Origin of the sequence: Enterobacter sp. TCD1-1, from assembly GCF_020567405.1 — a bacterium.
Lineage (GTDB): Bacteria > Pseudomonadota > Gammaproteobacteria > Enterobacterales > Enterobacteriaceae > Enterobacter > Enterobacter quasiroggenkampii.
Window position 1 is genome coordinate 1,999,067 of sequence record NZ_JAJCXF010000001.1, and the last position, 25,824, is coordinate 2,024,890.

The window sequence follows — 25,824 nt, forward strand, 5'->3', positions numbered from 1 at the left end:
CGACTAATCATCGTAGTGAATGCGTGGAATGTGATATTATAACATTCGTTGACTTCTTCAAGCTTAAAATGACATGACGACATTGGTTTCCCTTGAAAATATTTCGGTCTCATTTGGCCAGCGCCGCGTCCTCTCTGACGTGTCGCTCGATCTGAAGCCCGGCAAAATTCTGACGCTGCTCGGCCCCAATGGCGCAGGCAAATCCACTCTGGTACGTGTGGTGCTGGGTCTGGTCGCACCCGATGAAGGCGTGATCACGCGCGAGGAAAAATTGCGCATCGGCTATGTGCCGCAAAAACTGCACCTCGACGCCACACTGCCGCTGACGGTGAGCCGTTTCCTGCGCCTGCGTCCCGGCACGCGTAAAGCCGATATTCTCCCGGCGCTGAAGCGCGTGCAGGCGGGCCATCTTGTCGATGCGCCGCTGCAAAAACTGTCCGGCGGAGAAACACAGCGCGTTTTACTTGCCCGCGCATTGCTCAGCAGCCCGCAGTTGCTGGTGCTGGATGAGCCGACGCAGGGTGTAGACGTCAACGGCCAGGTCGCGCTATACGACCTTATTGACCAGCTGCGCCGGGAACTGAACTGCGCGGTGCTGATGGTATCCCACGACCTGCATCTGGTGATGGCAAAGACTGACGAAGTGCTGTGTCTTAACCACCATATCTGCTGCTCCGGCACGCCTGAAGTGGTCTCCATGCACCCGGAATTTATCTCCATGTTCGGCCCTCGCGGCGCTGAACAGCTCGGCATCTATCGCCATCATCATAATCATCGCCATGATTTGCAGGGACGAATCGTTCTGCGTCGGGGAAATGGACACTCATGATTGAACTGTTACTGCCCGGCTGGCTGGCCGGGATTATGCTTGCCTGCGCCGCGGGCCCGCTCGGCTCGTTTGTGGTGTGGCGCAGAATGTCTTACTTCGGTGATACCCTGGCGCACGCGTCCCTGCTGGGCGTGGCTTTTGGCCTGCTGCTGAACGTCAACCCGTTCTACGCGGTGATTGTGGTCACGCTGCTGCTGGCGGCCGGTCTGGTCTGGCTGGAAAAGCGCCCTCACCTCGCCATCGATACCCTGCTTGGCATCATGGCGCACAGTGCCCTGTCGCTGGGCCTGGTGGTGGTCAGCCTGATGTCGAATATCCGCGTGGATCTGATGGCTTACCTGTTCGGTGACCTGCTGGCCGTCACGCCAGACGATCTCATCGCTATCGCGATTGGCGTTGTGGTGGTGCTCGGCATTCTGCTCTGGCAGTGGCGTAACCTGCTGGCCATGACCGTCAGCCCGGACCTGGCGTTTGTCGACGGCGTGAAGCTGCAGCGCGTTAAGCTGCTGCTGATGCTGGTAACGGCGTTAACCATTGGCGTGGCGATGAAGTTTGTCGGGGCGCTGATTATTACGTCGTTGCTGATCATCCCTGCGGCTACGGCGCGTCGTTTTGCCCGTACGCCGGAGCAGATGGCCGGTGTGGCCGTGATTGTCGGAATGATTGCGGTAACGGGTGGACTCACCTTCTCGGCGTTCTATGACACGCCTGCGGGGCCGTCCGTGGTGCTGAGTGCAGCGGTGCTGTTTATCTTCAGTATGATGAAGAAGACCGCGCAGTAGTGGACATGTCCCCGGTGGCGCTTCGCTTACCGGGGCTACAAATTATCGCTGCTTACGGCATTGCCGGTGGCGTAATGCCGAAATGATTCCACGCCCGCACCGTCGCCATACGTCCACGCGGTGTGCGCTGCAGGAAGCCCTGCTGGATCAGATACGGTTCAAGCACATCCTCAATGGTTTCACGCTCTTCCCCGATTGCCGCCGCCAGGTTATCCAGCCCGACCGGGCCACCAAAGAACTTGTCCAGCACCGCCAGCAGCAGCTTGCGGTCCATGTAGTCAAAACCTTCGGCATCGACGTTCAGCATATCCAGCGCCTGCGCGGCGATCTCTGCGGAGATCGAACCGTTGTGCTTCACCTCAGCAAAGTCACGCACGCGGCGCAGCAGGCGGTTGGCGATACGCGGCGTACCACGGGACCGTTTCGCCACTTCAAGCGCCCCCTCTTCGCTCATCTCCAGCCCCATATAGCGGGCGCTGCGGCCAACGATGTGCTGGAGGTCGGCCACCTGGTAAAACTCCAGACGCTGCACGATACCGAAGCGGTCGCGCAGTGGAGAGGTCAACGACCCGGCTCGTGTTGTTGCGCCAATCAGGGTAAACGGCGGCAGATCGATTTTGATGGAGCGTGCCGCCGGACCTTCACCAATCATGATATCCAGCTGATAATCTTCCATCGCCGGATAGAGCACCTCTTCCACCACCGGTGACAGACGGTGGATCTCATCGATAAACAGCACGTCATGCGGTTCGAGGTTGGTCAGCATGGCCGCCAAATCGCCCGCCTTCTCCAGCACCGGGCCGGAGGTGGTGCGCAGGTTTACGCCCATTTCATTAGCGACGATATTCGCCAGCGTGGTTTTGCCCAACCCCGGAGGGCCAAAAATCAGCAGGTGATCGAGCGCATCGCCGCGCAGTTTTGCCGCCTGGATAAAAATCTCCATCTGGGAACGAACCTGCGGCTGGCCAATGTACTCATCAAGCAGTTTTGGGCGAATCGCGCGATCCACCACATCCTCTGCCTGAACAGTGCCTGCCGAAACCAGGCGGTCTGCTTCAATCATCCTTTACCTCACAATGCAGCGCGCAGCGCTTCACGAATCAGGGTTTCACTGCTGGCGTCCGGTTTGGCAATTTTACTTACCATGCGGCTGGCCTCCTGAGGTTTATAGCCCAGCGCCACCAGCGCGGCAACCGCTTCCTGCTCGGCGTCATCATCCGTCGCAGGCGCGCCTGGGGAGGTCAGCACCAGATCGGCCGCCGGCGTGAAGAGATCGCCATGCAGGCCTTTGAAGCGGTCTTTCATCTCGACAATCAGGCGCTCTGCCGTTTTCTTGCCGATGCCCGGAAGCTTAATCAACGCAGCAGGATCTTCACGCTCAACGGCATTCACAAACTGTGGCGCGGACATGCCGGATAAGATCGCCAGCGCCAGCTTTGGCCCGACGCCGTTGGTTTTAATCAGCTCGCGGAACAGCGTGCGTTCCTGTTTGTTGTTGAAGCCGTACAGCAGTTGAGCATCTTCACGCACTACAAACTGAGTAAAGACGATCGCCTCTTTGCCCGCGTCCGGCAGCTCGTAGAAGCAGGTCATCGGCATATGGACTTCATAGCCCACGCCACCCACTTCCAGCAGCACTAACGGGGGTTGTTTTTCAATGATGATGCCTCTGAGTCTGCCTATCACGTGACGCTCCTGCGTTCTGGAAGAAATTAACTGCCGACATAATAAAAAAAGGCTGGATAAACATCCAGCCTGATTTGTCATTATCGTAACCTGCCTCGCGCCAGATTGAGCCGCGACTCGCTCATTTGCATCGCGTTCTGGCTGACGTGACAGTGGGTAATCGCAATCGCCAGCGCATCCGCGGCGTCAGCCTGCGGGTTTGCAGGGAGCTTCAGCAGGGTACGCACCATGTGCTGCACCTGACTTTTCTCCGCGCTACCGATGCCCACCACCGTCTGCTTGACCTGACGTGCCGCGTATTCAAATACCGGCAAATCCTGGTTTACCGCAGCCACGATGGCCACTCCGCGCGCCTGACCGAGCTTTAGCGCCGAATCGGCGTTTTTCGCCATAAAGACCTGCTCGATGGCGAAATAGTCCGGCTGAAACTGGGTGATGATCTCCGACACGCCCGCATAAATGAGCTTCAGGCGCGACGGCAGATCGTCCACTTTGGTGCGAATACAGCCGCTGCCGAGGTAGGTTAACTGGCGTCCCACCTGACGGATAACGCCATACCCGGTGACGCGTGAGCCTGGGTCAATCCCGAGAATAATCGACATCACGCGTCTCCTGTAACGGATCTACACGCTCTCATCAGAGAGTCGCTGCAACCTCATCAGAGATTTCACCGTTGTGGTACACTTCCTGAACGTCGTCGCAGTCTTCGAGCATGTCGATCAGACGCAGCAGTTTTGGTGCAGTTTCCGCATCCATGTCCGCTTTGGTGGACGGGATCATGGATACTTCAGCGTTGTCCGCTTTCAGGCCAGCCGCTTCCAGCGCATCGCGCACGGCACCCATCTCTTCCCACGCGGTGTAAACGTCGATAGCACCGTCGTCAAAGGTCACCACGTCTTCCGCACCGGCTTCCAGCGCCGCTTCCATGATCGCATCTTCGTCGCCTTTCTCGAAAGAGATGACGCCTTTTTTGCTGAACAGGTACGCAACGGAACCGTCAGTGCCCAGGTTGCCACCGGTTTTGGTGAACGCGTGACGCACTTCCGCAACGGTACGGTTACGGTTGTCGGACAGGCACTCAACCATCACCGCCGTACCGCCAGGACCGTAACCTTCATAGATGATGGTTTCCATGTTCGCGTCTTCATCGCCGCCCACGCCACGTGCGATAGCACGGTTCAGGGTGTCACGCGTCATGTTGTTGGACAGCGCTTTATCCACCGCCGCGCGCAGACGCGGGTTAGAAGCCGGGTCACCGCCGCCCAGACGCGCGGCCGTCACCAGCTCGCGAATGATTTTGGTAAAGATCTTACCGCGCTTGGCATCCTGTGCCGCTTTGCGGTGTTTGGTGTTGGCCCACTTACTATGACCTGCCATAAAAAGTTCTCCAAAAATCGCGCCTTTTCAGGCTGCGTTAATTACAAATTCTTCAATCGCCTGCCGGTTGCTCCACGACTTGGTCAGTGCGGCGGCATCCGCCGCATTCACCCAGCGGTAGGTCAGGTGTTCGGTAAACACGATCTCCCGTTCATGGGGGAGCGCGAGACAGAACCACGATTCCGTATTGCGCTCGGTACCCGGCGCGTAGCGATGACGTAAATGGCTAAAAATTTCAAACTCCACCGTGCGCTGACAGTCCTTCAGGGTCAGTTGCTCGCGGGCAACGTCAATGGCGACCTCTTCCTTTACTTCACGCGCGGCGGCCTGCGGCGCGGTTTCCCCCTCTTCCAGACTGCCGGTAACCGACTGCCAGAATTCCGGGTCATCGCGCCGCTGCAACATCAGCACCCGCTTCGTGTCTTCTGCATAAATGACCACCAGGACCGAAACGGGGAGCTTATATGTCATATCAGTTTTTCTCTTCCTTCTTCACCACCTCAATGCCCAGCTCAGCCAGTGCGGCCGGGTTGGCAAAGCTTGGCGCTTCGGTCATCAGACACGCGGCGGCAGTGGTTTTCGGGAAGGCGATCACATCACGGATGTTATCGGTGCCGGTCAGCAGCATGGTCAGACGGTCAAGACCGAAAGCCAGACCCGCGTGCGGAGGCGTACCGTATTTCAGCGCGTCCAGCAGGAAGCCGAATTTCTCACGCTGCTCCTGCTCGTTGATGCCCAGGATGCCGAACACGGTCTGCTGCATTTCACCGCTGTGAATACGCACGGAACCGCCACCCACTTCGTAGCCGTTAATGACCATATCGTAGGCGTTGGCGACCGCCTCTTCCGGTGCCGCTTTCAGCTCTGCCGCCGTCATCTCTTTAGGCGAGGTGAACGGGTGGTGCATCGCGGTCAGGCCGCCTTCACCGTCGTCTTCAAACATTGGGAAGTCGATAACCCACAGCGGCGCCCATTTGCTCTCGTCGGTCAGGTTCAGGTCTTTACCGAGCTTCAGACGCAGTGCGCCCATCGCATCCGCAACGACTTTCTTGTTGTCTGCACCGAAGAAGATCATGTCGCCGTCCTGCGCGCCGGTGCGCTCCAGGATCGCTTCCACGATGTCTGCGTTCAGGAATTTCGCGACCGGGCTGGTGATACCTTCCAGACCTTTCGCACGCTCGGTCACTTTAATATAGGCCAGACCTTTCGCGCCGTAGATCTTGATGAAGTTACCGTAGTCGTCGATCTGCTTACGGCTCAGAGCCGCGCCGCCCGGTACACGCAGCGCTGCTACGCGGCCTTTAGCGTCGTTAGCCGGGCCCGCGAATACCGCGAACTCCACGTTTTTAACCAGATCAGCTACGTCTACCAGCTCCATTGGGTTACGCAGGTCTGGTTTGTCAGAGCCATAGCGACGCTCGGCTTCCGCGAAGGTCATGATTGGGAAATCGCCCAGCTCAACGCCTTTCACGTCATTCCACAGGCTACGCACCAGGGCTTCCATCACTTCACGCACCTGCTCGGCGGTCATGAAGGAGGTTTCCACATCGATCTGGGTAAATTCAGGCTGGCGGTCAGCACGCAGGTCTTCGTCGCGGAAGCATTTCACGATCTGATAGTAGCGATCGAATCCGGACATCATCAGCAGCTGTTTGAACAGCTGTGGAGACTGCGGCAGCGCGTAGAATTTGCCTTTATGAACGCGGGATGGCACCAGGTAATCGCGCGCGCCTTCCGGCGTGGCTTTGGTCAGCATCGGGGTTTCGATATCGAGGAAACCGTGGTCATCCATAAAGCGACGCACCAGGCTGGTGATTTTCGCGCGGGTTTTCAGGCGCTGAGCCATTTCCGGGCGACGCAGATCCAGGTAGCGGTATTTCAGACGCGCTTCTTCGGTGTTGACGTGGTTGGAGTCCAGCGGCAGCGCTTCAGCACGGTTGATGATAGTCAGATCGGACGCCAGCACTTCAATGGCACCCGTCGCCATGTCGGCGTTAACGTTTTTCTCGTCACGCGCACGTACGGTGCCGGTGACCTGAATGCAGAACTCATTACGCAGCTCAGAGGCCAGCTTCAACGCATCTGCGCGATCCGGATCGAAGAACACCTGAACGATACCTTCGCGGTCGCGCATATCGATGAAGATAAGGCTACCAAGATCACGACGACGATTGACCCAACCACACAGGGTGACCTGCTGTCCGACGTGGGACTGACGCAGCTGCCCGCAATATTCTGTACGCATGAGATATCCCTTAATTAGCCGCAGGCTAAATGTCGCCTGGTATGCAGGCTACTATGTCGCAGCTTTCTGTATGTCACAACTGGATGAAAAAAGGCGGCTATTATACTGGAAATTCCGCCGGACGATAAGAGTGAACCACGGCCAGGCGGTCGTTTGCTGCACTCTTATTGCGCATTCTCACAAAAATTAACAAAATTATGCGACCAATAACAGGCCATCACGTCGTATGGTGTCTGGAAGTGATTAATTTAACGGGAGTAACGATGTTAACCCTTGATCTCAGAAAAACCGCGCTTGTAGTCATTGATTTACAGGAAGGCATTTTGCCCTTCGCCGGTGGCCCGCATACCGCGGACGATGTAGTCAGCCGCGCCGCCCGCCTGGCGGAAAAATGCCGCGCCAGCGGTGCCCCGGTTGTCATGGTGCGCGTCGGCTGGTCTGCGGATTACGCCGAAGCGTTAAAACAGCCCGTTGATGCGCAGGCACCCGCGCGAGCCCTGCCGGAAAACTGGTGGACGTACCCGGTCTCGCTTGGCAAACGCGACAGCGATATCGAAGTCACTAAACGCCAGTGGGGCGCATTTTACGGCACCGATCTTGAGCTGCAGCTCCGCCGTCGCGGCATTGACACCATTATACTGTGCGGTATTTCCACCAACATCGGCGTGGAGTCGACTGCCCGCAACGCGTGGGAGCTCGGCTTTAATCTGGTGATCGCCGAAGATGCCTGCAGCGCGGCCTCCGCGGAACAGCACCAGGGCAGCATGACCCACATCTTCCCGCGCATCGGCCGCGTGCGCAGCACGGATGAGATTGTCAGCGCGCTATGATGTATGTCGGTTTACCCCAGTGGTCGCACCCGAAATGGGTGCGCCTTGGCATCACCAGCCTTGAAGAGTATGCCCGACACTTCAACTGCGTCGAGGGTAACACTACCCTCTATGCGCTCCCGAAAGCCGAGATTGTTGCGCGCTGGCGGGAACAAACGACCGACGACTTCCGCTTCTGCTTCAAGTTTCCGGCGACCATTTCTCACCAGGCCGCGCTGCGAAACTGCGGTGAGTTGACCGACGAATTCTTTGCCCGGATGGCGCCTCTGGCAAACCGCATTGGCCAGTACTGGCTGCAGCTTCCGGCCGTCTTTGGCCCGCGCGACCTGCCCGCACTGTGGACATTTCTGGACGCCCTGCCCCGGGAGTTTACCTACGGCGTGGAAGTTCGACACCAGGACTTCTTTGCGAAGGGCGAAGCAGAAAAAGCGCTCAACCGCGGCCTTCTCGAGCGTTCCGTTAACCGGGTGATCCTCGATAGCCGTCCGGTGCACAGCGCGATACCGCACAGTGAGGCCATCATTGAGGCGCAGCGTAAAAAGCCAAAAGTGCCCGTTCATGCTGTGGTGACCGCGAAGAACCCCATGGTCAGGTTTATCGGCAGCGATAACATGCAGCAAAACCAGGCGCTGTTCGCCGTCTGGCTGGAAAAACTGGCCTCGTGGGAACACACCACCACGCCGTATCTCTTTTTGCACACGCCGGATATTGCCCAGGCCCCCGAACTGGTCGATGCTCTGTGGCAGGCCTTGCAGACTGCGGTGCCGTCCGTGGGCTGCGCCCCTTCCATCCCACAACAATCTTCTCTTTTCTGATATCACCCCCTATCATAGTGAAGTGCCATCTGCCAAAAACAGGGAGTTTGTATGGTCAGCGCGCTGTATGCGGTGTTAGGTGCATTACTGCTGATTAAATTTTCATTTGATGTTGTGCGCCTCAGAACGCTCTACCGCGTCTCCTACGGTGACGGCGGATTTTCCGAGCTGCAAAGCGCAATCCGCATTCACGGCAATGCGGTCGAATACATCCCCGCGGCCTTAATCCTGCTGCTGTTTATGGAGATGAATGGCGCAGAAACCTGGATGGTGCACATCTGTGGCCTGCTGCTTATCGCTGGCCGCCTGATGCACTATTACGGTTTTCACCACCGCTTAATCCGCTGGCGTCGTTCCGGCATGAGTGCGACCTGGTGTTCACTTTTGCTGATGGTGCTGGCTAACCTGTGGTATATGCCGTGGGAGTTGGTTTTCTCCCTCCATTAGCGCACAATACGCCACTTTATTTTTCCCGGATTTTTACGTTATGTCAGATCGCGACACGCTTTTTTCCGCGCCTATCGCCAGCCTGGGCGACTGGACCTTCGATGAACGGGTAGCCGAAGTCTTCCCGGATATGATCCAGCGCTCTGTTCCCGGTTATTCCAATATTATCTCTATGATCGGCATGCTGGCTGAGCGCTTCGTTCAACCCGGCACGCAGGTCTATGACCTGGGCTGCTCGCTCGGCGCGGCAACGCTGTCGGTTCGTCGTAACGTTCACCACGAAGGCTGCCGAATCATAGCCGTCGATAACTCCCCGGCGATGGTTGAACGCTGCCGTCGTCATATTGACGCCTACAAAGCCCCTGTGCCAGTGGACGTGGTGGAAGGCGATATCCGCGAGATTGAGATCACTAACGCGTCCATGGTCGTGCTGAATTTCACGCTGCAGTTCCTGGTGCCGGAAGACCGCCAGTTGCTGCTGGACAAAATTTATCAGGGGCTGAATCCTGGCGGCGCGCTGGTGCTCTCAGAGAAATTCAGTTTTGAAGATGCCGAGGTTGGCGAGCTGCTGTTCAATATGCACCACGATTTCAAGCGTGCGAACGGCTACAGCGAGCTGGAGATCAGCCAGAAGCGTAGCATGCTCGAAAACGTGATGCTGACGGACTCCGTAGAAACCCACAAGGCGCGCCTGCGTCAGGCCGGATTTGAGCATAGCGAACTGTGGTTCCAGTGCTTCAACTTTGGTTCGCTGGTGGCGCTGAAAGCGGGGAAACCGGCATGATCGAGTTCAGTAACTTCTATCAGTTGATTGCCAAAAATCAGCTCTCACACTGGCTGGAGACGCTGCCTGCGCAGATTGCCGCCTGGCAGCGCGATCAGCAGCACGGCCTGTTAAAGCAGTGGGCGAATGCGGTGGAGTTTCTGCCCGAGCTGACCCCGCATCGTCTGGATCTCCTGCACAGCGTCACCGCAGAGAGTGAAGAACCGCTTCCGCCAGGACAGATCAACCGCATCGAAACGCTGATGCGCAACCTGATGCCGTGGCGCAAAGGGCCGTTCTCGCTGTACGGCGTGAACATCAATACCGAATGGCGCTCAGACTGGAAATGGGATCGCGTTCTGCCCCACCTTTCCGACCTGACCGGGCGCACCATTCTGGACGTGGGCTGCGGCAGCGGTTACCACATGTGGCGCATGATTGGCGCGGGTGCGCATCTGGCGGTGGGTATTGACCCGATGCAGCTGTTCCTGTGCCAGTTTGAAGCGGTACGTAAGCTGCTGGGTAACGACCAGCGCGCACACCTGCTGCCGCTGGGTATTGAGCAACTGCCCGCTCTGAAAGCATTTGATACCGTGTTCTCCATGGGCGTGCTGTACCACCGTCGTTCCCCGCTGGAGCACCTGTGGCAACTGAAAGATCAGCTGGTCAGCGGCGGCGAGCTGGTGCTGGAAACGCTGGTCATCGAAGGCGATGAACATGCCGTTCTGGTGCCGGGCGATCGCTACGCGCAGATGCGCAACGTTTACTTCATCCCTTCCGCGCTGGCGCTGAAGAACTGGCTGGAGAAATGCGGGTTTGTGGACGTGCGGATTGCCGATGTCAGCGTGACCTCAATCGAAGAGCAGCGCCGCACCGACTGGATGATCACCGAATCGCTGGAGCAGTTCCTCGACCCAACCGATCACAGCAAAACCATCGAAGGCTATCCGGCCCCGATGCGTGCGGTGCTGATAGCGACAAAGCCGTAACCTGTTAGCCGGGTGGCGGCTGCGCCTTACCCGGCCTACGCGTCGCACGTTTTCTCCAAAATAGTTCAAGTTGCAGCAAGGCGGCAACGCAGCGAATCCCCGGGAGCTTACATCAGTAAGTGACCGGGGTGAGCGAGGCGGCCAACGCGGCTGCGGCTTGAAATATGAAGGAGAAAAAAAGGCCCCTGTGTAATTTGCAGGGGCCTGGTACAAGCAAGCATCATATTGGGCGACATGATGCGCGGTAAAAATCGGTACGTTGCTACACGTGATGGCGCTCAATCAGCGACTTCATTTCCGCAACCGACTCTCCCTCGACACCGTAGCGTGAATACTCATCCGCTTCAGCATCCGTCGACATAGACAATCCTGTATTGCGATAACGCATGGGTGACGGCATCCATTTGCCTGCCGAGCTGTGCAGCTCTTTTACCCCGGCGTTTAAAAACAGTTCCAGATTGCTGGCACGGACTCCCGCACCCGCCATTATTATTGGAACGCGGGAATGTGCGTTTAGTTCCGTAATTAATTGCATTCCTTTTTCTGCGGACGCCTGTTGACCCGAGGTCAGAACGCGCGCCACGCCAAGTTCTCCAAGCGTTTCAAAGGCCTGAAGCGGATCTTTACACATATCAAATGCGCGATGAAACGTGACGGCCAGCCCCTTCGCGGCGCTCATGACCTGACGCATGCGCGGGATATCAATATTGCCGTCCTCATCCAGCAGGCCAGTGACCAGCCCCGGGAACCCCAGGTCGCGAACGAGGGCGATGTCTTCAAGCATGGCACCGAACTCGCCCGCCGTGTAGCAAAAATCACCGCCGCGCGGACGAATAATCGGGTGAACGGGAATGGTGACGGCCTGACGGGCGGCCCTCAGCACACCGTAAGAAGGCGTCAGCCCGCCCTCTTTGGGTGCCGCACACAGTTCAATGCGGTCAGCCCCGTGTTTTTGCGCGGTGACGGCGCACTCCACGCTGTAACAGCAAATCTCCAGCAGCGCCATTTAATCCTCCTTTACTCCCACCAAACGCGCCATCATGACATGCCGTCCGCTTTCAGTCCCGGCGGGAACTCACATCTCTTGCGCTTCACTGGCAACGATCTGCTCAATGGTCCAGGGATGAAACTTCACCGTGACCTTCCCGTCCGTGACGGCCAGCGTCGGATTCGGTAATCGCTCGCGCTCACCTTTGGGTGAACTGGTCTTCACAAAAATCCCTGGCTGGCTTAAGCCTTCGTCAGCTAACAGGGCCAGCGCACGGGCGTTTAATGTCTCCGGCTCGCCCGGCAGGACAATTTCAATGTGCTCCCACCCTTCGTGCGGATAGCGCTTCTCGCCCGGCCACGGCAGTTCAACCACGGTGAATTGCCAGTGGGCCACGTTCACCGGCTCACGCAGCCTGAACAGGCAAATAGGCCGACCGTTAATGATGTTCTCGGACAGTAACTCGCCGCACTGTTCGAACCCACGTCGCCAGCGCTCTGCGGTGGCATTCTGATGGCAGCGCAAAGAGATGTGATCGGCCTCAAGCGGCGCAATATCCAGACCCAGACGGGTGGCAAGTTCTGTGAACGCCTGGGTGAAACGCGGTAAATCTGCGGAAATATCATGCAGTTCGTCAATGGATTGCCAGTTCGCCATAAGTCACTCTCTTTTCGTGTCGCAAAGCCGCTAATTTACTCTGTTGCCCTGTTTTGACCAACCGCAGAATCCGGCTTTTTATGATTGCATGTTTATGCACACCTTCTTAGCCTGGATTCTGAGCAATCTTCAGGCCCCGCGATGCTGACGGCAGAAGGCATTTGCAGTATACTCCCGCCCTAAATTCTCTAACTGGCGCGGGTGGTTGTGAGCCCGCATCAAAAAAGTAAGGTATCCAGGTGAATATTCAGGCTCTTCTCTCCGAAAAAGTCAGTCAGGCACTGATTGCCGCAGGTGCGCCTGCGGATTGCGAACCGCAGGTTCGTCAGTCAGCAAAAGTACAGTTTGGCGACTATCAGGCTAATGGCGTGATGGCAGTGGCTAAAAAACTGGGCATGCCGCCGCGACAGCTCGCTGAGCAGGTACTGACGCATCTGGATCTCGCCGGCATTGCCAGCAAAACCGAAATCGCCGGCCCGGGCTTTATCAACATCTTCCTTGAGCCTGCCTTCCTGGCAAGCCACGTTGACGCGGCGCTGAAATCTGACCGTCTGGGTGTTTCCCAGCCGGAAGCGCAGACCGTCGTGATCGACTACTCTGCCCCGAACGTGGCGAAAGAGATGCACGTTGGCCACCTGCGCTCCACCATCATCGGTGATGCCGCGGTGCGTACGCTCGAGTTCCTCGGTCATAAGGTGATCCGCGCGAACCACGTGGGCGACTGGGGTACCCAGTTCGGGATGCTGATTGCTTACCTGGAAAAACAGCAGCAGGAAAACGCGGGCGAAATGGCGCTGGCGGACCTGGAAGGGTTCTATCGCGAAGCCAAAAAACACTACGACGAAGACGAAGCCTTTGCCGAGCGCGCGCGCAGCTACGTGGTAAAACTGCAGGGCGGCGATCAATACTTCCTCGAGATGTGGCGCAAGCTGGTTGACATCACCATGTCTCAGAACCAGCTGACCTATAACCGTCTGAACGTCACCCTGACCCGTGACGACGTGATGGGTGAAAGCCTGTATAACCCAATGCTGCCCGGCATTGTGGCTGACCTGAAAGCGAAAAACCTGGCGGTTGAGAGCGAAGGCGCAACGGTTGTGTTCCTTGATGAGTACAAAAACAAGGAAGGCGAACCGATGGGCGTGATCATCCAGAAAAAGGATGGCGGCTATCTCTACACCACGACCGACATCGCCTGTGCGAAATACCGTTACGAAACGCTGCATGCCGACCGCGTGCTGTACTACATCGACTCCCGTCAGCACCAGCACCTGATGCAAGCGTGGACGATCGTTCGTAAAGCCGGTTACGTGCCGGACAGCGTTCCGCTGGAACACCATATGTTCGGCATGATGCTGGGCAAAGACGGCAAGCCGTTCAAAACCCGTGCGGGCGGGACCGTGAAGCTGTCCGACCTGCTGGACGAAGCGCTGGAACGCGCCCGTCGTCTGGTGGCCGAGAAGAATCCGGACATGCCGGCCGACGAGCTGGAAAAACTGGCCAACGCCGTGGGTATCGGTGCGGTGAAATACGCTGACCTGTCCAAAAACCGTACCACCGACTATATCTTCGACTGGGATAACATGCTGGCGTTTGAAGGCAACACGGCGCCATACATGCAGTACGCCTATACCCGCGTGCTGTCGGTCTTCCGTAAAGCCAATATCGACGAAAGCGTGCTGGCGAATGCCACCGTGACCATCACGGAAGATCGTGAAGCACAGCTGGCAGCGCGTCTGCTGCAGTTCGAAGAGACGCTGACCGTGGTCGCACGTGATGGCACGCCGCACGTGATGTGTGCTTACCTGTACGACCTGGCGGGTCTGTTCTCCGGCTTCTACGAGCACTGCCCTATTCTTTCCGCGGAGAATGAATCGGTCCGCAACAGTCGCCTGAAGCTGGCGCAGCTGACGGCGAAGACCCTGAAGCTGGGTCTGGATACCCTGGGTATCGAAACCGTAGAACGTATGTAATGCAAAAAACCCGGCGCAAGCCGGGTTTTGTTTTGTAGCCCCGGTAAACACAGCGCCACCGGGGATATCCACAGGTTCAGAAGTATTTCCGCAAATACTCCGTCAGACACAGTATCGCCATCGCCTGCCCATACGGCATTGAGGTCAGCGGGATCTGACGATAAAACTCAAGATCGCTCCCCATGCCCGTGCCGAACGACGTTTGCAACAGCTCGCCTTCCGGCGAGATATTCCTGACGATACCGCGAATTGCTTTTTCTGCCACTTCGGCATACTCCGCGCCAACATAGCGCTTGCGCACGGCTTTCAGAATGCCGTAGGCAAACCCTGCCGTGGCGGACGCCTCAAGATAAGAATGTGGATCGTCAAGCAGCGTGCGCCACAAACCACTCCCGTCCTGACACTTCGCCAGCGCGGCAATCTGCGCGTTCAATACCTGCACCAGGTAGCGGCGCACGGCGTTGCTTTCCGGCAGATCCACCAGTTCGAGGAAGTCCGGGATCACGATGGTGAGCCAGCTGTTGCCGCGCGCCCAGCGGGCACGGGCAAAGTTATGATTACCGTCATAGCTCCAGCCGTGGAACCACAGTCCGGTCTCCCGGTCCATCAGATTCTGCACGTGCAGCAGGAACTGATACACAGCCTCTTCAACGTACTCCGGTCTGTTGAGCAGCTTGCCGATTTTCGCCAGCGGCAGCACCGTCATCATTAGCGTGTCGTCCCACATCTGCTGATGGTTCTCTTCCGCCAGGGTGATGTGCTGCATCCCGCCGTGTTCAGTGCGCGGCATCTCCGCCATCGCCCATTCCGCCCAGCTTTCCAGCCACGGCAGCCAGGCCTGATTTTGGGTCTCTTCGTAACGATAAGCGAGCGTCAGGAACGGCGACATGGTATTCACGTTTTTGGTGGTTGCGCCTTCCGCAAAGCGGTCGGCAAACCAGCAGTCGATGATGTCGCGCATACCTTCGTCGCCGGTCTGGCAGTAATACTGCCAGATACCATACAGGCCGACGCCGTGCGTCCACTCCCATCCGGCCCAGCCTTTGGTGTCGATCACGCGCCCGTCGTCCAGCCGCAGCAAAAATTCACCCGTTTTGTCGCGGATATTGACCAGATTATGCGTCACCTTTTGAATCAGCGATTTCAGCTCGTCCCGGGCGATAAAGCGCTCTGGCTGACGTAATAACGGGCTATGTTTGACAGGCCAAACTTTCATCATCTTAACCTCTGTTGTATGTCGAATTCAGTACCGCGCGATCCTTGAGAGAAGGTGCCGCTGGCTTATTGCGATTCAGATAACCGATGTTGTTATTGCCCCACAGTGACTCATAAGGCATACCGGCCAGCATCTCGACGGTGGCGCGGGCGTGTGGCGTCGCTGACTCAGGCATCGCATGACCACTCTCACGCATTTTCGCGGTCTCCTCGCGCAGCGTGCTGTGGGTTTGCAAGTTGAGTTTGAAGCGGAGGGAAACAAGAAAGCCGCAGAACAGCACCAGGATGGTGCCCACGCTCAGGATCATCAAAATGGTGTGGCTCACTTCCGCAGGCTGCACTTTCTGACCACTGACAAAGCCGGACATCTGCATCACGATGCCCACCAGCATCACCGCACCGGCCTGCGACGCCTTGCGGGTCAGGGTCATGATGCCCGCGAAAATCCCTTCGCGGCGCTGGCCGGTGATCACTTCATCCACGTCAGCAATGTAGGTGTAGGTATTCCATGGCACGTAGTTGATACCGCCACGACCCAGCCCTGCGACCGCAGAGATCAGCAACAGCAGAGCGTAGACGTCGCTCAGGCCAGCGTAATAGAGTACGGCGTATGAGAGAGACGCCAGGCCAAAGAGCACCACAACCATGCGGTAGGACGGTGCAGGCCCGAAGCGGATACACAGCGGGATCATGGCGATAACCGCAATGAACTGGAAGATAGCCATCGTGCCCAGCAGACTGGACGCCATTGACGCTTCCTGCATCAGCACGAACACCACGTAGTAGGTGAATACCGCGTTAAACACGTCCTGCGCGATATAGCCGCCGAGGTACATGCCCAGATGCTGACGGAAAATTTTGATGCGCAGCGTGGAGCTTAACTCAACGATCAGCCGGTTGAGGCTCTGCCCCAGCGTCAGTTTCTTCTTCTCTTCTTCAGCACGCAGCGCCGCTTCAGACCACTCTTCGCGCGGGCGCTCCCAGGTGAAGCACCAGACGAAGGTCAGCATCAGCGCGCAGAGCACAGAGAAGACCAGGCTTGCGTAGAAGAAGGAAACCGCGTTGTCTTTCCCGAAGTGGGTCAACAGGATCCCCGGCAGGAAGGAGGCCAGAATGGCGGACATCTGCGCCATAGAGATGCGCGCCCCGGAGAACTTCGTTTTCTGTTTAAAGTCGTCAGTCATTTCCGGCACCAGCGTTTCGTACGGCACCAGAATCATGGTGTAGACAATATCAAACACCAGATAGGTCAGCAGGTAATACCAGAAGCTCATGTCCCCAACCCACATCAGCGAGTAGCTGAACACGCACGGAATACCCAGCAGGATAAAGAACTTACGACGGCCAAAGCGCTTACCGAGCCAGGTCGTACCAAAGTTATCGGTTAAAAAGCCCATTAACGGGCTAACCACGGCATCCAGCACCCTTGCCGCGGCAAAGATGAACGTTGCTTCGATCGGTGAGAGTCCGCAGAAGGTGGTATAAAAATATAAAAGCCAGGCCGCCGTCAGGGCGGTGGTACCCGCCCCAAGGAAATCGCCTGATCCGTACGCAAGATAATTCGCGAGTCCAATTTTACGTGTTTTCATTGCCGTCAACCCTAATCAGTTTTGGGAGACTCCCTGCAAGCAAGCCTCGTCCGGGAGCTTTAATACGGCTACAGTAATTGCATCGGCTTGTTGATACCTTTCTGTTTCTGCCATTGCAAAGAGGGGGAATGGCAAAAATACAAAGAGTATGGTTACGCGCGTCACTGATTTATAAAACAGTGTTTCTTTTTGATCAAAAGGCGAGGTCAGTTTTGAGAGCCAGCCATCAAAATTGCCTGATGGCTGGTGAAAAGGCAGGGTGTTAGCGATAGTTTACGATGACAGAATTGCTCTGCACCTTCAGCGCCGGGATCAAACGTCCTCCGCCCGGCACTTCCCAGATGAAACGCAAAGGCTCAATAGCTGGCACGCCGTTGAACGCCTGCGTTGTTCCATTTTCGCCGTCGATTTCGGTACAGCGCGTCTGAGAGCAGAGGCGCACCCGCAAGCCCGCTGGCGTAGGGCCAATCAGCCGGTAGTTCCAGACCACAAGGCCCATCTGACCGGAAACCTCTTCCGAAGGCGACAGCGGGTTAGACGACATGGCAACACCGCGGTTGCTGAGGGTCACCCCAATGCTGCTCGCCTGCCAGGTCCCTCCCCCGGCAGCCTGCGCTGCCAGCGGGAAGAGCACTATCCAAAGCCACTTACGCATTATTTTCCTCCAATCGTCGCGGTCATGCGGATATGACGGTTATCCGACAGCTCCAGATTCGACAGCACGACCAGCTGGTTCAGGCTGCGACGCAGGAAGCGCGACAGCAGCGGACGCAGCGCGTGGTTCACCAGCAGCACCGGCGGCGCCCCCAGCATCTCCTGACGCGCCAGCGCCTCCTGGGTTTGCGCCAGCAGACGGTCCGCCAGGCCCGGCTCCAGGCCGCCCCCACCCTGCAGAGCCTGCAGCAGCAGACGCTCAAGCGGCGTATCGAGGCCGATCACCTGCACTTCCCCAGTTCCCGGGAACCACTGCTGGGTGATTGCCCGTCCCAGCGCCACGCGCACCACCGCCGTCAGCTCGTGCGGATCGCTTTGTATCGGTGCGTGCTCGGCAAGGGTTTCCAGAATGGTGCGCATATCGCGGATCGGCACCTTCTCGTCGAGCAGGTTTTGCAGCACCTTATGCAGCGTGGTTAAGGTCAGCACGCCGGGGACCAGATCTTCCGTCAGCTTCGGCATCTCCTGCGTGACGCGGTCAAGCAGCTGCTGCGCTTCCTGACGGCCAAACAGCTCCGCCGAGAATTGCCCAATCAGGTGATTAAGATGGGTCGCCACCACGGTACTGGCTTCCACAACCGTATAACCCTGGATCTGCGCCTGCTCTTTCAGCGCGCTTTCAATCCAGATCGCGGCCAGACCAAAGGCCGGGTCGATTGTTTGCTCACCCGGCAGCGTGCCTGCGGCGGTGCCGGGGTTAATCGCCAGCCAGCGGCCCGGATAGGCATCGCCGCTGCCGATTTCAACGCCTTTCATCAGGATGCGATAGCGCGCGGGCGGCAGGTCCATATTGTCGCGGATGTGAACCACCGGCGGCAGGAAGCCCATGTCCTGGGCGAATTTTTTACGGATACTGCGGATACGGCCGAGCAGCTCGCCGTCCTGCTGGAAATCGACCATCGGGATCAGGCGATACCCGACTTCCATTCCCAGGGAATCTTCGAGCTGAACGTCGTTCCAGGTCGCTTCAACGGCCTGGTTATTCTCCGGCATTTTGACCGGAACAGGTTCCGCTGCCGGTTTGGTTTCACGGCCACGCATCCACCAGGCAAGACCCAGCAGCGCCGCCGTAAACAGCAGGAAAACGAGGTTTGGCATACCCGGCACCAGACCGAGCAACCCGAGAACCGCCGCGGCCAGCAGCATCACGCGCGGGTTACTGAACAGCTGGCCAACCATCTGCTCGCCAACGTCCTGATCGGTGCTCACACGGGTCACGATGACACCCGCCGCAGTGGAAATCACCAGCGCTGGGATCTGCGCGACCAGACCGTCACCGATGGTCAGCAGCGTATAGCTTTCCGCCGCGTGGCCCATGTCCATCCCGTGCTGCAACACGCCCACCAGCAGGCCGCCGACCACGTTAATCACCATGATCAGAATGCCCGCGATGGCGTCACCGCGGACAAACTTACTCGCACCGTCCATGGAGCCGTAGAAGTCCGCCTCCTGCGTCACTTCCGCACGGCGCTTTTTAGCTTCATCTTCAGCGATAAGACCGGCGTTCAGATCGGCGTCGATCGCCATCTGCTTGCCGGGCATCCCGTCGAGCACAAAGCGCGCGCCCACTTCCGCAATACGCCCTGCACCTTTGGTGATGACCATAAAGTTGATGATCACGAGGATGACGAACACCACGATACCGATAGCGAAATTACCGCCCACCAGGAAGTGGCCGAACGCTTCCACCACTTTACCTGCCGCTGCCGCCCCGGTGTGACCTTCCATCAGGATGATACGCGTGGACGCCACGTTCAGCGCCAGTCGCAGCAGTGTAGTAAACAGCAGAATGGTCGGGAACGCGGCGAACTCCAGGGTACGCTGGGTGAACATCGCCACCAGCAGCACCATAATGGACAGCGCGATATTGAAAGTGAAAAGCAGGTCGAGGATGAACGCCGGGAGCGGCAGTACCATCATCGACAGAATTAGCAGGATCAGAATCGGCCCGGCCAGGATCTGCCATTGGGTCGATTTCAGGTTGCCGGGCAGGCGCAACATTGCCACCAGATTAGCCATCAGTGTCCTTCTCGTTCATAAAATCCAGCGCGGCAGGCACCGGAAGGTTCTCAGGTTTCACAGGCCGTTGACCGCCAGCCAGACGCCAGCGCTTCAATTGCCACACCCAGGCCAGCACTTCCGCCACGGCGGCGTAGAGTTGTCCCGGGATCTGTTGTCCAATATCCGCATGGCGGTACAGGGCACGCGCCAGCGGAGGCGCTTCCAGGATCGGCACGCGGTGTTCCGTGCCAATTTCCCGGATACGCAAAGCGATCAGCCCCGCCCCTTTTGCCACCACTTTCGGCGCGCTCATTTTGTTTTCGTCATAGCGCAGCGCAACGGAGTAGTGTGTCGGGTTGGTGACGATGACGTCGGCCTTCGGCACATCGTCCATCATGCGGCGACGGGCGGCGGCACGTTGCATCTGGCGGATACGCCCCTTCACGTGTGGGTCACCTTCCATCTGCTTATATTCGTCACGGATATCCTGACGTGACATCCGCAGTTTCTTGAAGTGGGTATAGAGCTGGAAGATCACGTCAAAACCCACCATCGGGATAATGCTGAGCACCACCAGCAGCGCGCAGAGTCCGACCAGATTCAGGGCATTGCTCATCGCGGTGAGAGGCGATTCGCTGATGAGACGCATCATTTCCGGCCAGTGGTACCAGAGGTAAAACCCCGCGGAGCTGCCCATCAGCACCGATTTGAGAATGGCTTTGAGCAGCTCGGCCCCGGTCTGCGCAGAGAACATTTTCGCAATGCCCGGCAGCGGGTTCAGTTTGGAAAATTTCGGCTGCAGCGATTTGGCGCTGAAGACCAGACCGCCGAGCATCACCGGCGAGACCAGCGCGACCAGCACAACCCCGGTGATCAGGGGCAGTAGCGCAACCATGGCCCCTTTAATCAGCTGAATAATCTGGCTGAGGATCAGATTCGGATCGTTGACCATACTGTGGTCAAAACGTAAGCCGGTTGACAGCATGCCCGCCAGCTTGCGGGCGAGCGACTCCCCGCCCCACCAGATAATGCACACGCCTACGATAAGGATCAGCAGGGAGGTCAATTCTCGGGATCGGGGGATTTGCCCTTCCTCACGCGCCTTTTCTAGTCGGTGGGGTGTGGGGGCTTCCGTTTTGTCGTCGTTCTCTTCTGCCACTGTGCACGCTCAGCCCATTACGTCACGGGTATCATGCCAGCGCAGCGGAAATCCAATGGCGGGAAAAGCCCGTTTATTCGGGCTCTTTTCGGTGATTTTGTCGCAAACCGCCTCAGGGGGCATACATCCCCTGAGGCGCAATGGACCATCAGAAGCCGAGGCTGTCCAGCAGGTCGTCCACCTGATCCTGGCTTGCCACCACGCCCGCCTTGCTGGCGTCGAGCTGTGGACCATTGAGCAGGCTTTCGTTCTCGCGTTTTGGACGGGCTGCCGGTTCCGGGATGTTCTCCAGCAGCACCATCAGCAGCTGGCGCTCAATCTCCTGGATCACATCCATCATGCGTTTGATAACCTGACCGGTCAGGTCCTGGAAATCCTGCGCCATCATGATGTCCAGCAGCTGGGCATTGGTGAAGCTGGTGTGACCCGGCACGTCCCCCAGGAACTGACGGGTATCGGTCACCAGCTCGCGGGCATCCGCCAGCTCGATAGGGTTCTCAAACCACTCGTCCCAGCGTTTGGTCAGCGCTTTCGCCCCCTTTTCCATCGCATCCTGGTGCGGCTGCGACGCTTCCACGCTGTTCAGCGCACGTTCAGCAGCCTGAGCGGTCATCTGCACGACGTAGTCCAGACGATCGCGGGCATCAGGAATCGCTTCCGCCGCTTCGGCAATCGCCTGATCCAGACCCAGCTCACGCAGGCTGTCACGCAGCATGCGCGTCAGGCTGCCGATGCGGACGATGATGTCGCTCGGCGAGTGTTCTTCAACGGGTTTCATAGCAGGTTGCATCATAACCAACACCTCACATGCCGAGTTTCTCGAAGATCTTACCGAGCTTCTCTTCCAGGGTCGCCGCGGTGAATGGCTTCACCACATAGCCGCTTGCGCCCGCCTGTGCAGCGGCAATGATGTTCTCTTTCTTCGCTTCTGCCGTGACCATCAGAACCGGCATGGACGCCATTCCCGCATCAGCACGAATGGTTTTTAACAGTTCCAGACCGTCCATGTTTGGCATGTTCCAGTCGGAGATCACAAAACCAAACCCGCCAGCCTGCAGTTTGTTCAGCGCATCAACGCCGTCTTCTGCTTCTTCAACGTTGTTGAAGCCCAGCTCTTTCAGCAGGTTGCGCACAATGCGACGCATGGTGGAAAAGTCATCCACAACCAAAAACTTAAGCTCTTTATCCGCCATAAAATAATACTCCTGAGTCAAATACGTATTGCCTGTCCGGCACTGATTTTCGCCAGCATCTGCTGGCTTACCTGGCTAAGATCGACCACTTCGCTCACGCCACCCATATTGATGGCCTCGCGCGGCATGCCGAACACCACACAACTTGCTTCATTCTGCGCAATCGTCCAGGCGCCAGCCTGGTGCATTGCAAGCATTCCGGCGGCACCGTCGTTGCCCATCCCCGTCAGGATCACCCCCACGGCGTTGCGCCCCGCATGTTTCGCCACCGAATGAAACAGCACATCCACCGACGGACGGTGCCGGTTGACCGGCGGTCCGTCATGAATTTTGATTTGATAGTTAGCGCCGCTGCGCGTCAGCTCCATATGCTTGTCGCCCGGCGCGATATAGGCATGCCCCGGGAGCACGCGCTCGCCGTCTTCCGCCTCTTTCACGCTGATCTGGCACAGCTTGTTCAGGCGTTCTGCGAACGAACGGGTAAAGCCTGGCGGCATATGCTGAGTGATCAGAATACCCGGACTTGAGAGCGGCAATGGCTGGAGTACATGACGAATTGCCTCTGTTCCTCCGGTTGACGCCCCAATGACCAACAGTTTTTCCGAGCTGAGTAAGGGACCGGCCTTCAGGGTCGCCGGCGCGGCCATCGGCGTGTGGGCGGCAAGCTTCGCCCGCGACGCGGTGCGGATCTTCTCGGCGATCATCTCGCTGTAGGCCAGCATCCCTTCACGGATGCCGAGCTGCGGCTTGGTGACAAAATCGACCGCCCCCAGCTCCAGCGCGCGCAGGGTGATTTCCGATCCTTTCCCGGTCAGGGAGGAGACCATCACCACCGGCATGGGCCGCAGCCGCATTAATTTTTCGAGGAAATCTATGCCATCCATGCGCGGCATCTCGACATCCAGCGTTAGCACGTCGGGGTTATATTTTTTAATTAAATCCCGCGCTACCAGCGGATCAGGCGCGGTTGCCACCATCTCCATGTCGCTGTGGCTATTGATAATTTCAGTCATGATCTGACGCATCAGCGCTGAATCATCGACAGACAATACCCTGATTTTACTCATGCTTTTTCCTTACTCAGCGCATATACCGTTTGCCCACGCAGGCTAAACTCACGCACGAGGTTGCTGAAGTTTTCCGAGTGCCCGGCAAACAGTAAACCGTCAGGCTTGAGCAACGGAACAAACCGACGCAAAATGTCCTGTTGCGTCGTTTTATCAAAATAGATCATGACGTTACGGCAAAAAATGGCGTCGAAAGGCCCCGGCACGTTGTACTGCTTATCCAGCAGGTTAACGGGCGCGAATTCGACGCAGTTCGCCAGCTCCTGGCGTACGCGTACCAGGCCTTCATGCGGGCCCGTCCCGCGCATGAAATAACGCTGCAGCTGCTGCGGCGACAGCGTTTTCAGTTCATCCTGGCGATAAACGCCGTTACGCGCCTTCTCCAGCACTTCGGTATCGATATCGCTGGCGTAGACCTTCCAGCGCCCGGGCGCCATCCCCAGCGTATCGGCAAGGGTGATCGCCAGCGAGTACGGCTCTTCACCCGTCGAGGCGGCCGCACTCCAGACGCGATACTCCCCGGTGCGACGGCGCGCATGCTCGGCCAGAACCGGGAAGTGGTGAGCCTCGCGGAAAAACGCCGTCAGGTTGGTAGTTAACGAGTTAATAAAAGCCTGCCACTCTGCGCTGTTCTGGTTCGCCTCGAGCATGCTCAGATAGCGGCCAAAATCATCCAGCCCCAGCGTACGCAAGCGCCGCACCAGACGGTTGTAGACCATGTCCCGCTTATGATCCGCAAGCACGATCCCCGCACGCTGGTAGATTAACTGACATATCCGACGAAAATGCGCGTCGGACAGCGCGAGGCGCTGTGTCATCTGCAACAATAATGACGTTTGCCCAGGGGGCATTGGTGATGTCATAGCGCCTTCTTAATTACATTCAGGATACAACTGGCACGGCCTGCGACCGCCCGACTTCTGTTACTGCTTCAACGTGCTCTTTCACATTAAATACCGCGACCAGCCCGGTCAGACGATCCGCCTGGCTGGCCAGCTGATCGGTTGCCGCTGCCGCTTCCTCAACTAACGAGGCGTTCTGTTGCGTCACCTGATCCATCTGGCTCACCGCCTGGGCAACCTGCTCAATGCCGCGACGCTGTTCATCCGACGCCGAGGCAATCTCGCCCATGATGTCGTTCACCCGCGTCACGGAGGTGACGATTTCGTGCATGGTTTTCGCCGCGGTATCCACAAGCGTTGAGCCCTGCTGAACGCGTGAGACCGACTCTTCGATCAGCACCTTAATTTCTTTCGCCGCGTTGGCGCTGCGGCTCGCCAGGTTACGCACTTCACCCGCCACCACCGCAAACCCGCGCCCCTGCTCCCCGGCACGCGCGGCTTCTACTGCGGCATTCAGCGCCAGAATGTTGGTCTGGAACGCGATACCGTCAATCACGCTGATGATGTCACCAATTTTCTGTGAACTGGTGGCGATCTCCTGCATGGTGCTGGCGACGTGGGACGCCTGGTCGCCGCCCTTCTTCGCCGTCATCGCCGCCTGTTTTGACAGGTCAGACGCCTGACGCGCGTTATCGGCGTTCTGGCTTACCGTCGCGGTCAGCTGCTCCATACTGGCTGCCGTCTGCGCCAGCGAGGCCGCCTGCTGCTCGGTGCGGGACGAGAGATCGTTGTTACCCGCCGCAATCTCTGAGATCCCGGTGTGCATGGCATAACTGCCCTGACGCACGTCGGATACCGTTTCCCGCAGCGATCCCTGCATCGCCTTCAGGCTGGCAAAAATTGCCGAAATTTCGTTCTTGCCGAACACCGCCACCGGACGCGCCAGGTCGCCTTTCGCAATACTGTCGAAATGGCTGCTGATAATCGCCAGCGGCTGCACAATCATCCTGCGCGACCAGAGCAGCGCGGCACCGGTCAGCAACCCTGCCAGAATCACCACCACGGCAAAGATGATGCCCGACATGTGATAGCTTTGACGGCTCTGGTCACCGGCACGCTGTACAGACTGGTTAATATCCTGCTGCCACGCGTTAAAGCTGCCGTCAAACGCGGCCTGCGAGGCCTGAACCGGCGCGGTCATAAAGTCCGACAGCTGGTTGTTCTCAAGCCACGTCGCCTGATGGTCCAGATCGCTGTACCACTGTTCAAAATGGGTCTTCATGGCGGCCTTCAGCGCTTTCTCTTTCTCGCTACCGGTGGCCTGTGCCGTAAAGGCCTTAAACTGTGCGTCAGCCTGTTTCAGGCTGTCGCGCGCGGTGGCCATCAGCGCCTTAATGTCATCCGGCGGATAACTTAGCGCGGTTAAGGTTCCCGCCTTGTTCAGCGCAGTGCTTGCCTGCAACAGCACGGCACGGGTTTGTGCCAGTGCGGAGCGCTGCTGATTACTCGCCTCAACGTCCTGCAAATTCTGATAGCCATCGCGAAACGCCCAAAAAGACAACCCGTTACTGCCAACCTGCAACACACCGCAAAGGATCAGAATCAAAAACAGTGTGGTCGAGATACGAATACGATTTAACATCCACGCTCCCATCAAGCGGCA

General features: G+C 57.8%; 26 protein-coding genes. 8 read left to right on the forward strand and 18 right to left on the reverse strand.

Annotated elements, in window-relative coordinates:
• Positions 1–73 precede the first annotated feature (73 nt).
• Positions 74–829, forward strand: coding sequence for a zinc ABC transporter ATP-binding protein ZnuC (znuC, locus tag LJA86_RS09650; protein WP_048029425.1), 756 nt, complete (start codon positions 74–76; stop codon positions 827–829).
• Positions 826–1,611, forward strand: coding sequence for a zinc ABC transporter permease subunit ZnuB (gene znuB, locus LJA86_RS09655; RefSeq protein ID WP_048029424.1), 786 nt, complete (start codon positions 826–828; stop codon positions 1,609–1,611). Before znuC ends, znuB begins: the two co-directional genes overlap by 4 nt.
• A gap of 52 nt (positions 1,612–1,663) precedes the next feature.
• Here znuB and ruvB read toward each other — a convergent pair whose 3' ends face one another.
• The 6 genes from ruvB to aspS form a co-directional block, all read right to left on the reverse strand.
• Entirely contained in the window at positions 1,664–2,674 is a 1,011-nt protein-coding gene (gene ruvB / locus LJA86_RS09660; protein ID WP_229226071.1) for a Holliday junction branch migration DNA helicase RuvB, read from the reverse strand.
• 8 nt (positions 2,675–2,682) lie between these two features.
• The gene (ruvA, locus tag LJA86_RS09665) at positions 2,683–3,297 is read right to left on the reverse strand and encodes a Holliday junction branch migration protein RuvA (protein WP_023617042.1); all 615 of its coding nucleotides are present in this window, start codon (positions 3,295–3,297) and stop codon (positions 2,683–2,685) included.
• Between the two features lie 80 nt (positions 3,298–3,377).
• The gene (ruvC, locus tag LJA86_RS09670) at positions 3,378–3,899 is read right to left on the reverse strand and encodes a crossover junction endodeoxyribonuclease RuvC (protein WP_003859749.1); all 522 of its coding nucleotides are present in this window, start codon (positions 3,897–3,899) and stop codon (positions 3,378–3,380) included.
• A gap of 34 nt (positions 3,900–3,933) precedes the next feature.
• The gene (locus tag LJA86_RS09675; RefSeq protein ID WP_008500447.1) at positions 3,934–4,674 is read right to left on the reverse strand and encodes a YebC/PmpR family DNA-binding transcriptional regulator; all 741 of its coding nucleotides are present in this window, start codon (positions 4,672–4,674) and stop codon (positions 3,934–3,936) included.
• A gap of 27 nt (positions 4,675–4,701) precedes the next feature.
• Positions 4,702–5,145 carry a dihydroneopterin triphosphate diphosphatase gene (gene nudB, locus LJA86_RS09680; RefSeq protein ID WP_008500446.1) on the reverse strand — a complete coding sequence of 148 codons (444 nt, stop codon included), beginning with the start codon at positions 5,143–5,145 and terminating at the stop codon, positions 4,702–4,704.
• Position 5,146: 1 nt separating this feature from the next.
• Positions 5,147–6,919, reverse strand: coding sequence for an aspartate--tRNA ligase (gene aspS, locus LJA86_RS09685; protein ID WP_032675040.1), 1,773 nt, complete (start codon positions 6,917–6,919; stop codon positions 5,147–5,149).
• Positions 6,920–7,182: 263 nt separating this feature from the next.
• On the opposite strand from aspS, the gene LJA86_RS09690 reads away from it, so the two are divergent.
• The 5 genes from LJA86_RS09690 to cmoB are packed head-to-tail and all read left to right on the forward strand — an operon-like array spanning position 7,183 to position 10,763.
• Positions 7,183–7,749 carry a hydrolase gene (locus LJA86_RS09690; protein WP_229226072.1) on the forward strand — a complete coding sequence of 189 codons (567 nt, stop codon included), beginning with the start codon at positions 7,183–7,185 and terminating at the stop codon, positions 7,747–7,749.
• On the forward strand, positions 7,746–8,564 hold the full coding sequence (locus LJA86_RS09695) for a DUF72 domain-containing protein (protein ID WP_229226073.1): 819 nt from the start codon (positions 7,746–7,748) through the stop codon (positions 8,562–8,564). The genes LJA86_RS09690 and LJA86_RS09695 overlap by 4 nt, the downstream gene beginning before the upstream one ends.
• Positions 8,565–8,615: 51 nt before the next feature.
• Positions 8,616–9,011 carry an MAPEG family protein gene (locus LJA86_RS09700; RefSeq protein WP_021240443.1) on the forward strand — a complete coding sequence of 132 codons (396 nt, stop codon included), beginning with the start codon at positions 8,616–8,618 and terminating at the stop codon, positions 9,009–9,011.
• 40 nt (positions 9,012–9,051) lie between these two features.
• Positions 9,052–9,795: a carboxy-S-adenosyl-L-methionine synthase CmoA gene (gene cmoA, locus LJA86_RS09705; protein WP_045908204.1), complete on the forward strand. Its 744-nt coding sequence runs from the start codon at positions 9,052–9,054 to the stop codon at positions 9,793–9,795.
• Positions 9,792–10,763: a tRNA 5-methoxyuridine(34)/uridine 5-oxyacetic acid(34) synthase CmoB gene (cmoB, locus tag LJA86_RS09710; protein WP_045908203.1), complete on the forward strand. Its 972-nt coding sequence runs from the start codon at positions 9,792–9,794 to the stop codon at positions 10,761–10,763. The genes cmoA and cmoB overlap by 4 nt, the downstream gene beginning before the upstream one ends.
• Before the next feature lie 262 nt (positions 10,764–11,025).
• Here the strand turns inward: cmoB and cutC are convergent, their stop codons facing one another.
• The gene (gene cutC, locus LJA86_RS09715) at positions 11,026–11,769 is read right to left on the reverse strand and encodes a copper homeostasis protein CutC (RefSeq protein WP_045908202.1); all 744 of its coding nucleotides are present in this window, start codon (positions 11,767–11,769) and stop codon (positions 11,026–11,028) included.
• 69 nt (positions 11,770–11,838) lie between these two features.
• Positions 11,839–12,408, reverse strand: coding sequence for a VOC family protein (locus LJA86_RS09720; protein WP_069718983.1), 570 nt, complete (start codon positions 12,406–12,408; stop codon positions 11,839–11,841).
• Positions 12,409–12,647: 239 nt separating this feature from the next.
• On the opposite strand from LJA86_RS09720, the gene argS reads away from it, so the two are divergent.
• Positions 12,648–14,381 (forward strand): arginine--tRNA ligase, encoded by a 1,734-nt coding sequence (argS, locus tag LJA86_RS09725; protein ID WP_008500436.1) that lies wholly within the window; start codon positions 12,648–12,650, stop codon positions 14,379–14,381.
• A 76-nt stretch (positions 14,382–14,457) separates the two neighbouring features.
• Here the strand turns inward: argS and LJA86_RS09730 are convergent, their stop codons facing one another.
• The 10 genes from LJA86_RS09730 to tap all read right to left on the reverse strand — a co-directional run bounded on the left by LJA86_RS09730 (position 14,458) and on the right by tap (position 25,803).
• Positions 14,458–15,597 carry a glycoside hydrolase family 88/105 protein gene (locus LJA86_RS09730; protein ID WP_111967061.1) on the reverse strand — a complete coding sequence of 380 codons (1,140 nt, stop codon included), beginning with the start codon at positions 15,595–15,597 and terminating at the stop codon, positions 14,458–14,460.
• 4 nt (positions 15,598–15,601) lie between these two features.
• Positions 15,602–17,185 carry an MFS transporter gene (locus LJA86_RS09735; RefSeq protein ID WP_045908199.1) on the reverse strand — a complete coding sequence of 528 codons (1,584 nt, stop codon included), beginning with the start codon at positions 17,183–17,185 and terminating at the stop codon, positions 15,602–15,604.
• A gap of 262 nt (positions 17,186–17,447) precedes the next feature.
• Entirely contained in the window at positions 17,448–17,840 is a 393-nt protein-coding gene (flhE, locus tag LJA86_RS09740; protein WP_196347196.1) for a flagellar protein FlhE, read from the reverse strand.
• On the reverse strand, positions 17,840–19,918 hold the full coding sequence (gene flhA / locus LJA86_RS09745; protein ID WP_045908197.1) for a flagellar biosynthesis protein FlhA: 2,079 nt from the start codon (positions 19,916–19,918) through the stop codon (positions 17,840–17,842). The genes flhE and flhA overlap by 1 nt, the downstream gene beginning before the upstream one ends.
• Entirely contained in the window at positions 19,911–21,059 is a 1,149-nt protein-coding gene (gene flhB / locus LJA86_RS09750; RefSeq protein ID WP_021240449.1) for a flagellar biosynthesis protein FlhB, read from the reverse strand. The genes flhA and flhB overlap by 8 nt, the downstream gene beginning before the upstream one ends.
• A gap of 148 nt (positions 21,060–21,207) precedes the next feature.
• Positions 21,208–21,852 carry a protein phosphatase CheZ gene (gene cheZ / locus LJA86_RS09755; RefSeq protein WP_008500432.1) on the reverse strand — a complete coding sequence of 215 codons (645 nt, stop codon included), beginning with the start codon at positions 21,850–21,852 and terminating at the stop codon, positions 21,208–21,210.
• A gap of 10 nt (positions 21,853–21,862) precedes the next feature.
• Positions 21,863–22,252 carry a chemotaxis response regulator CheY gene (cheY, locus tag LJA86_RS09760; RefSeq protein ID WP_008500431.1) on the reverse strand — a complete coding sequence of 130 codons (390 nt, stop codon included), beginning with the start codon at positions 22,250–22,252 and terminating at the stop codon, positions 21,863–21,865.
• A 17-nt stretch (positions 22,253–22,269) separates the two neighbouring features.
• On the reverse strand, positions 22,270–23,319 hold the full coding sequence (locus LJA86_RS09765; protein WP_032642396.1) for a protein-glutamate methylesterase/protein-glutamine glutaminase: 1,050 nt from the start codon (positions 23,317–23,319) through the stop codon (positions 22,270–22,272).
• Positions 23,316–24,182, reverse strand: a complete 867-nt coding sequence (cheR, locus tag LJA86_RS09770) for a protein-glutamate O-methyltransferase CheR (RefSeq protein WP_008500429.1) — start codon at positions 24,180–24,182, stop codon at positions 23,316–23,318. The genes LJA86_RS09765 and cheR overlap by 4 nt, the downstream gene beginning before the upstream one ends.
• Positions 24,183–24,201: 19 nt before the next feature.
• Entirely contained in the window at positions 24,202–25,803 is a 1,602-nt protein-coding gene (gene tap, locus LJA86_RS09775; RefSeq protein WP_229226074.1) for a methyl-accepting chemotaxis protein IV, read from the reverse strand.
• Between the last annotated feature and the right edge of the window lie 21 nt (positions 25,804–25,824).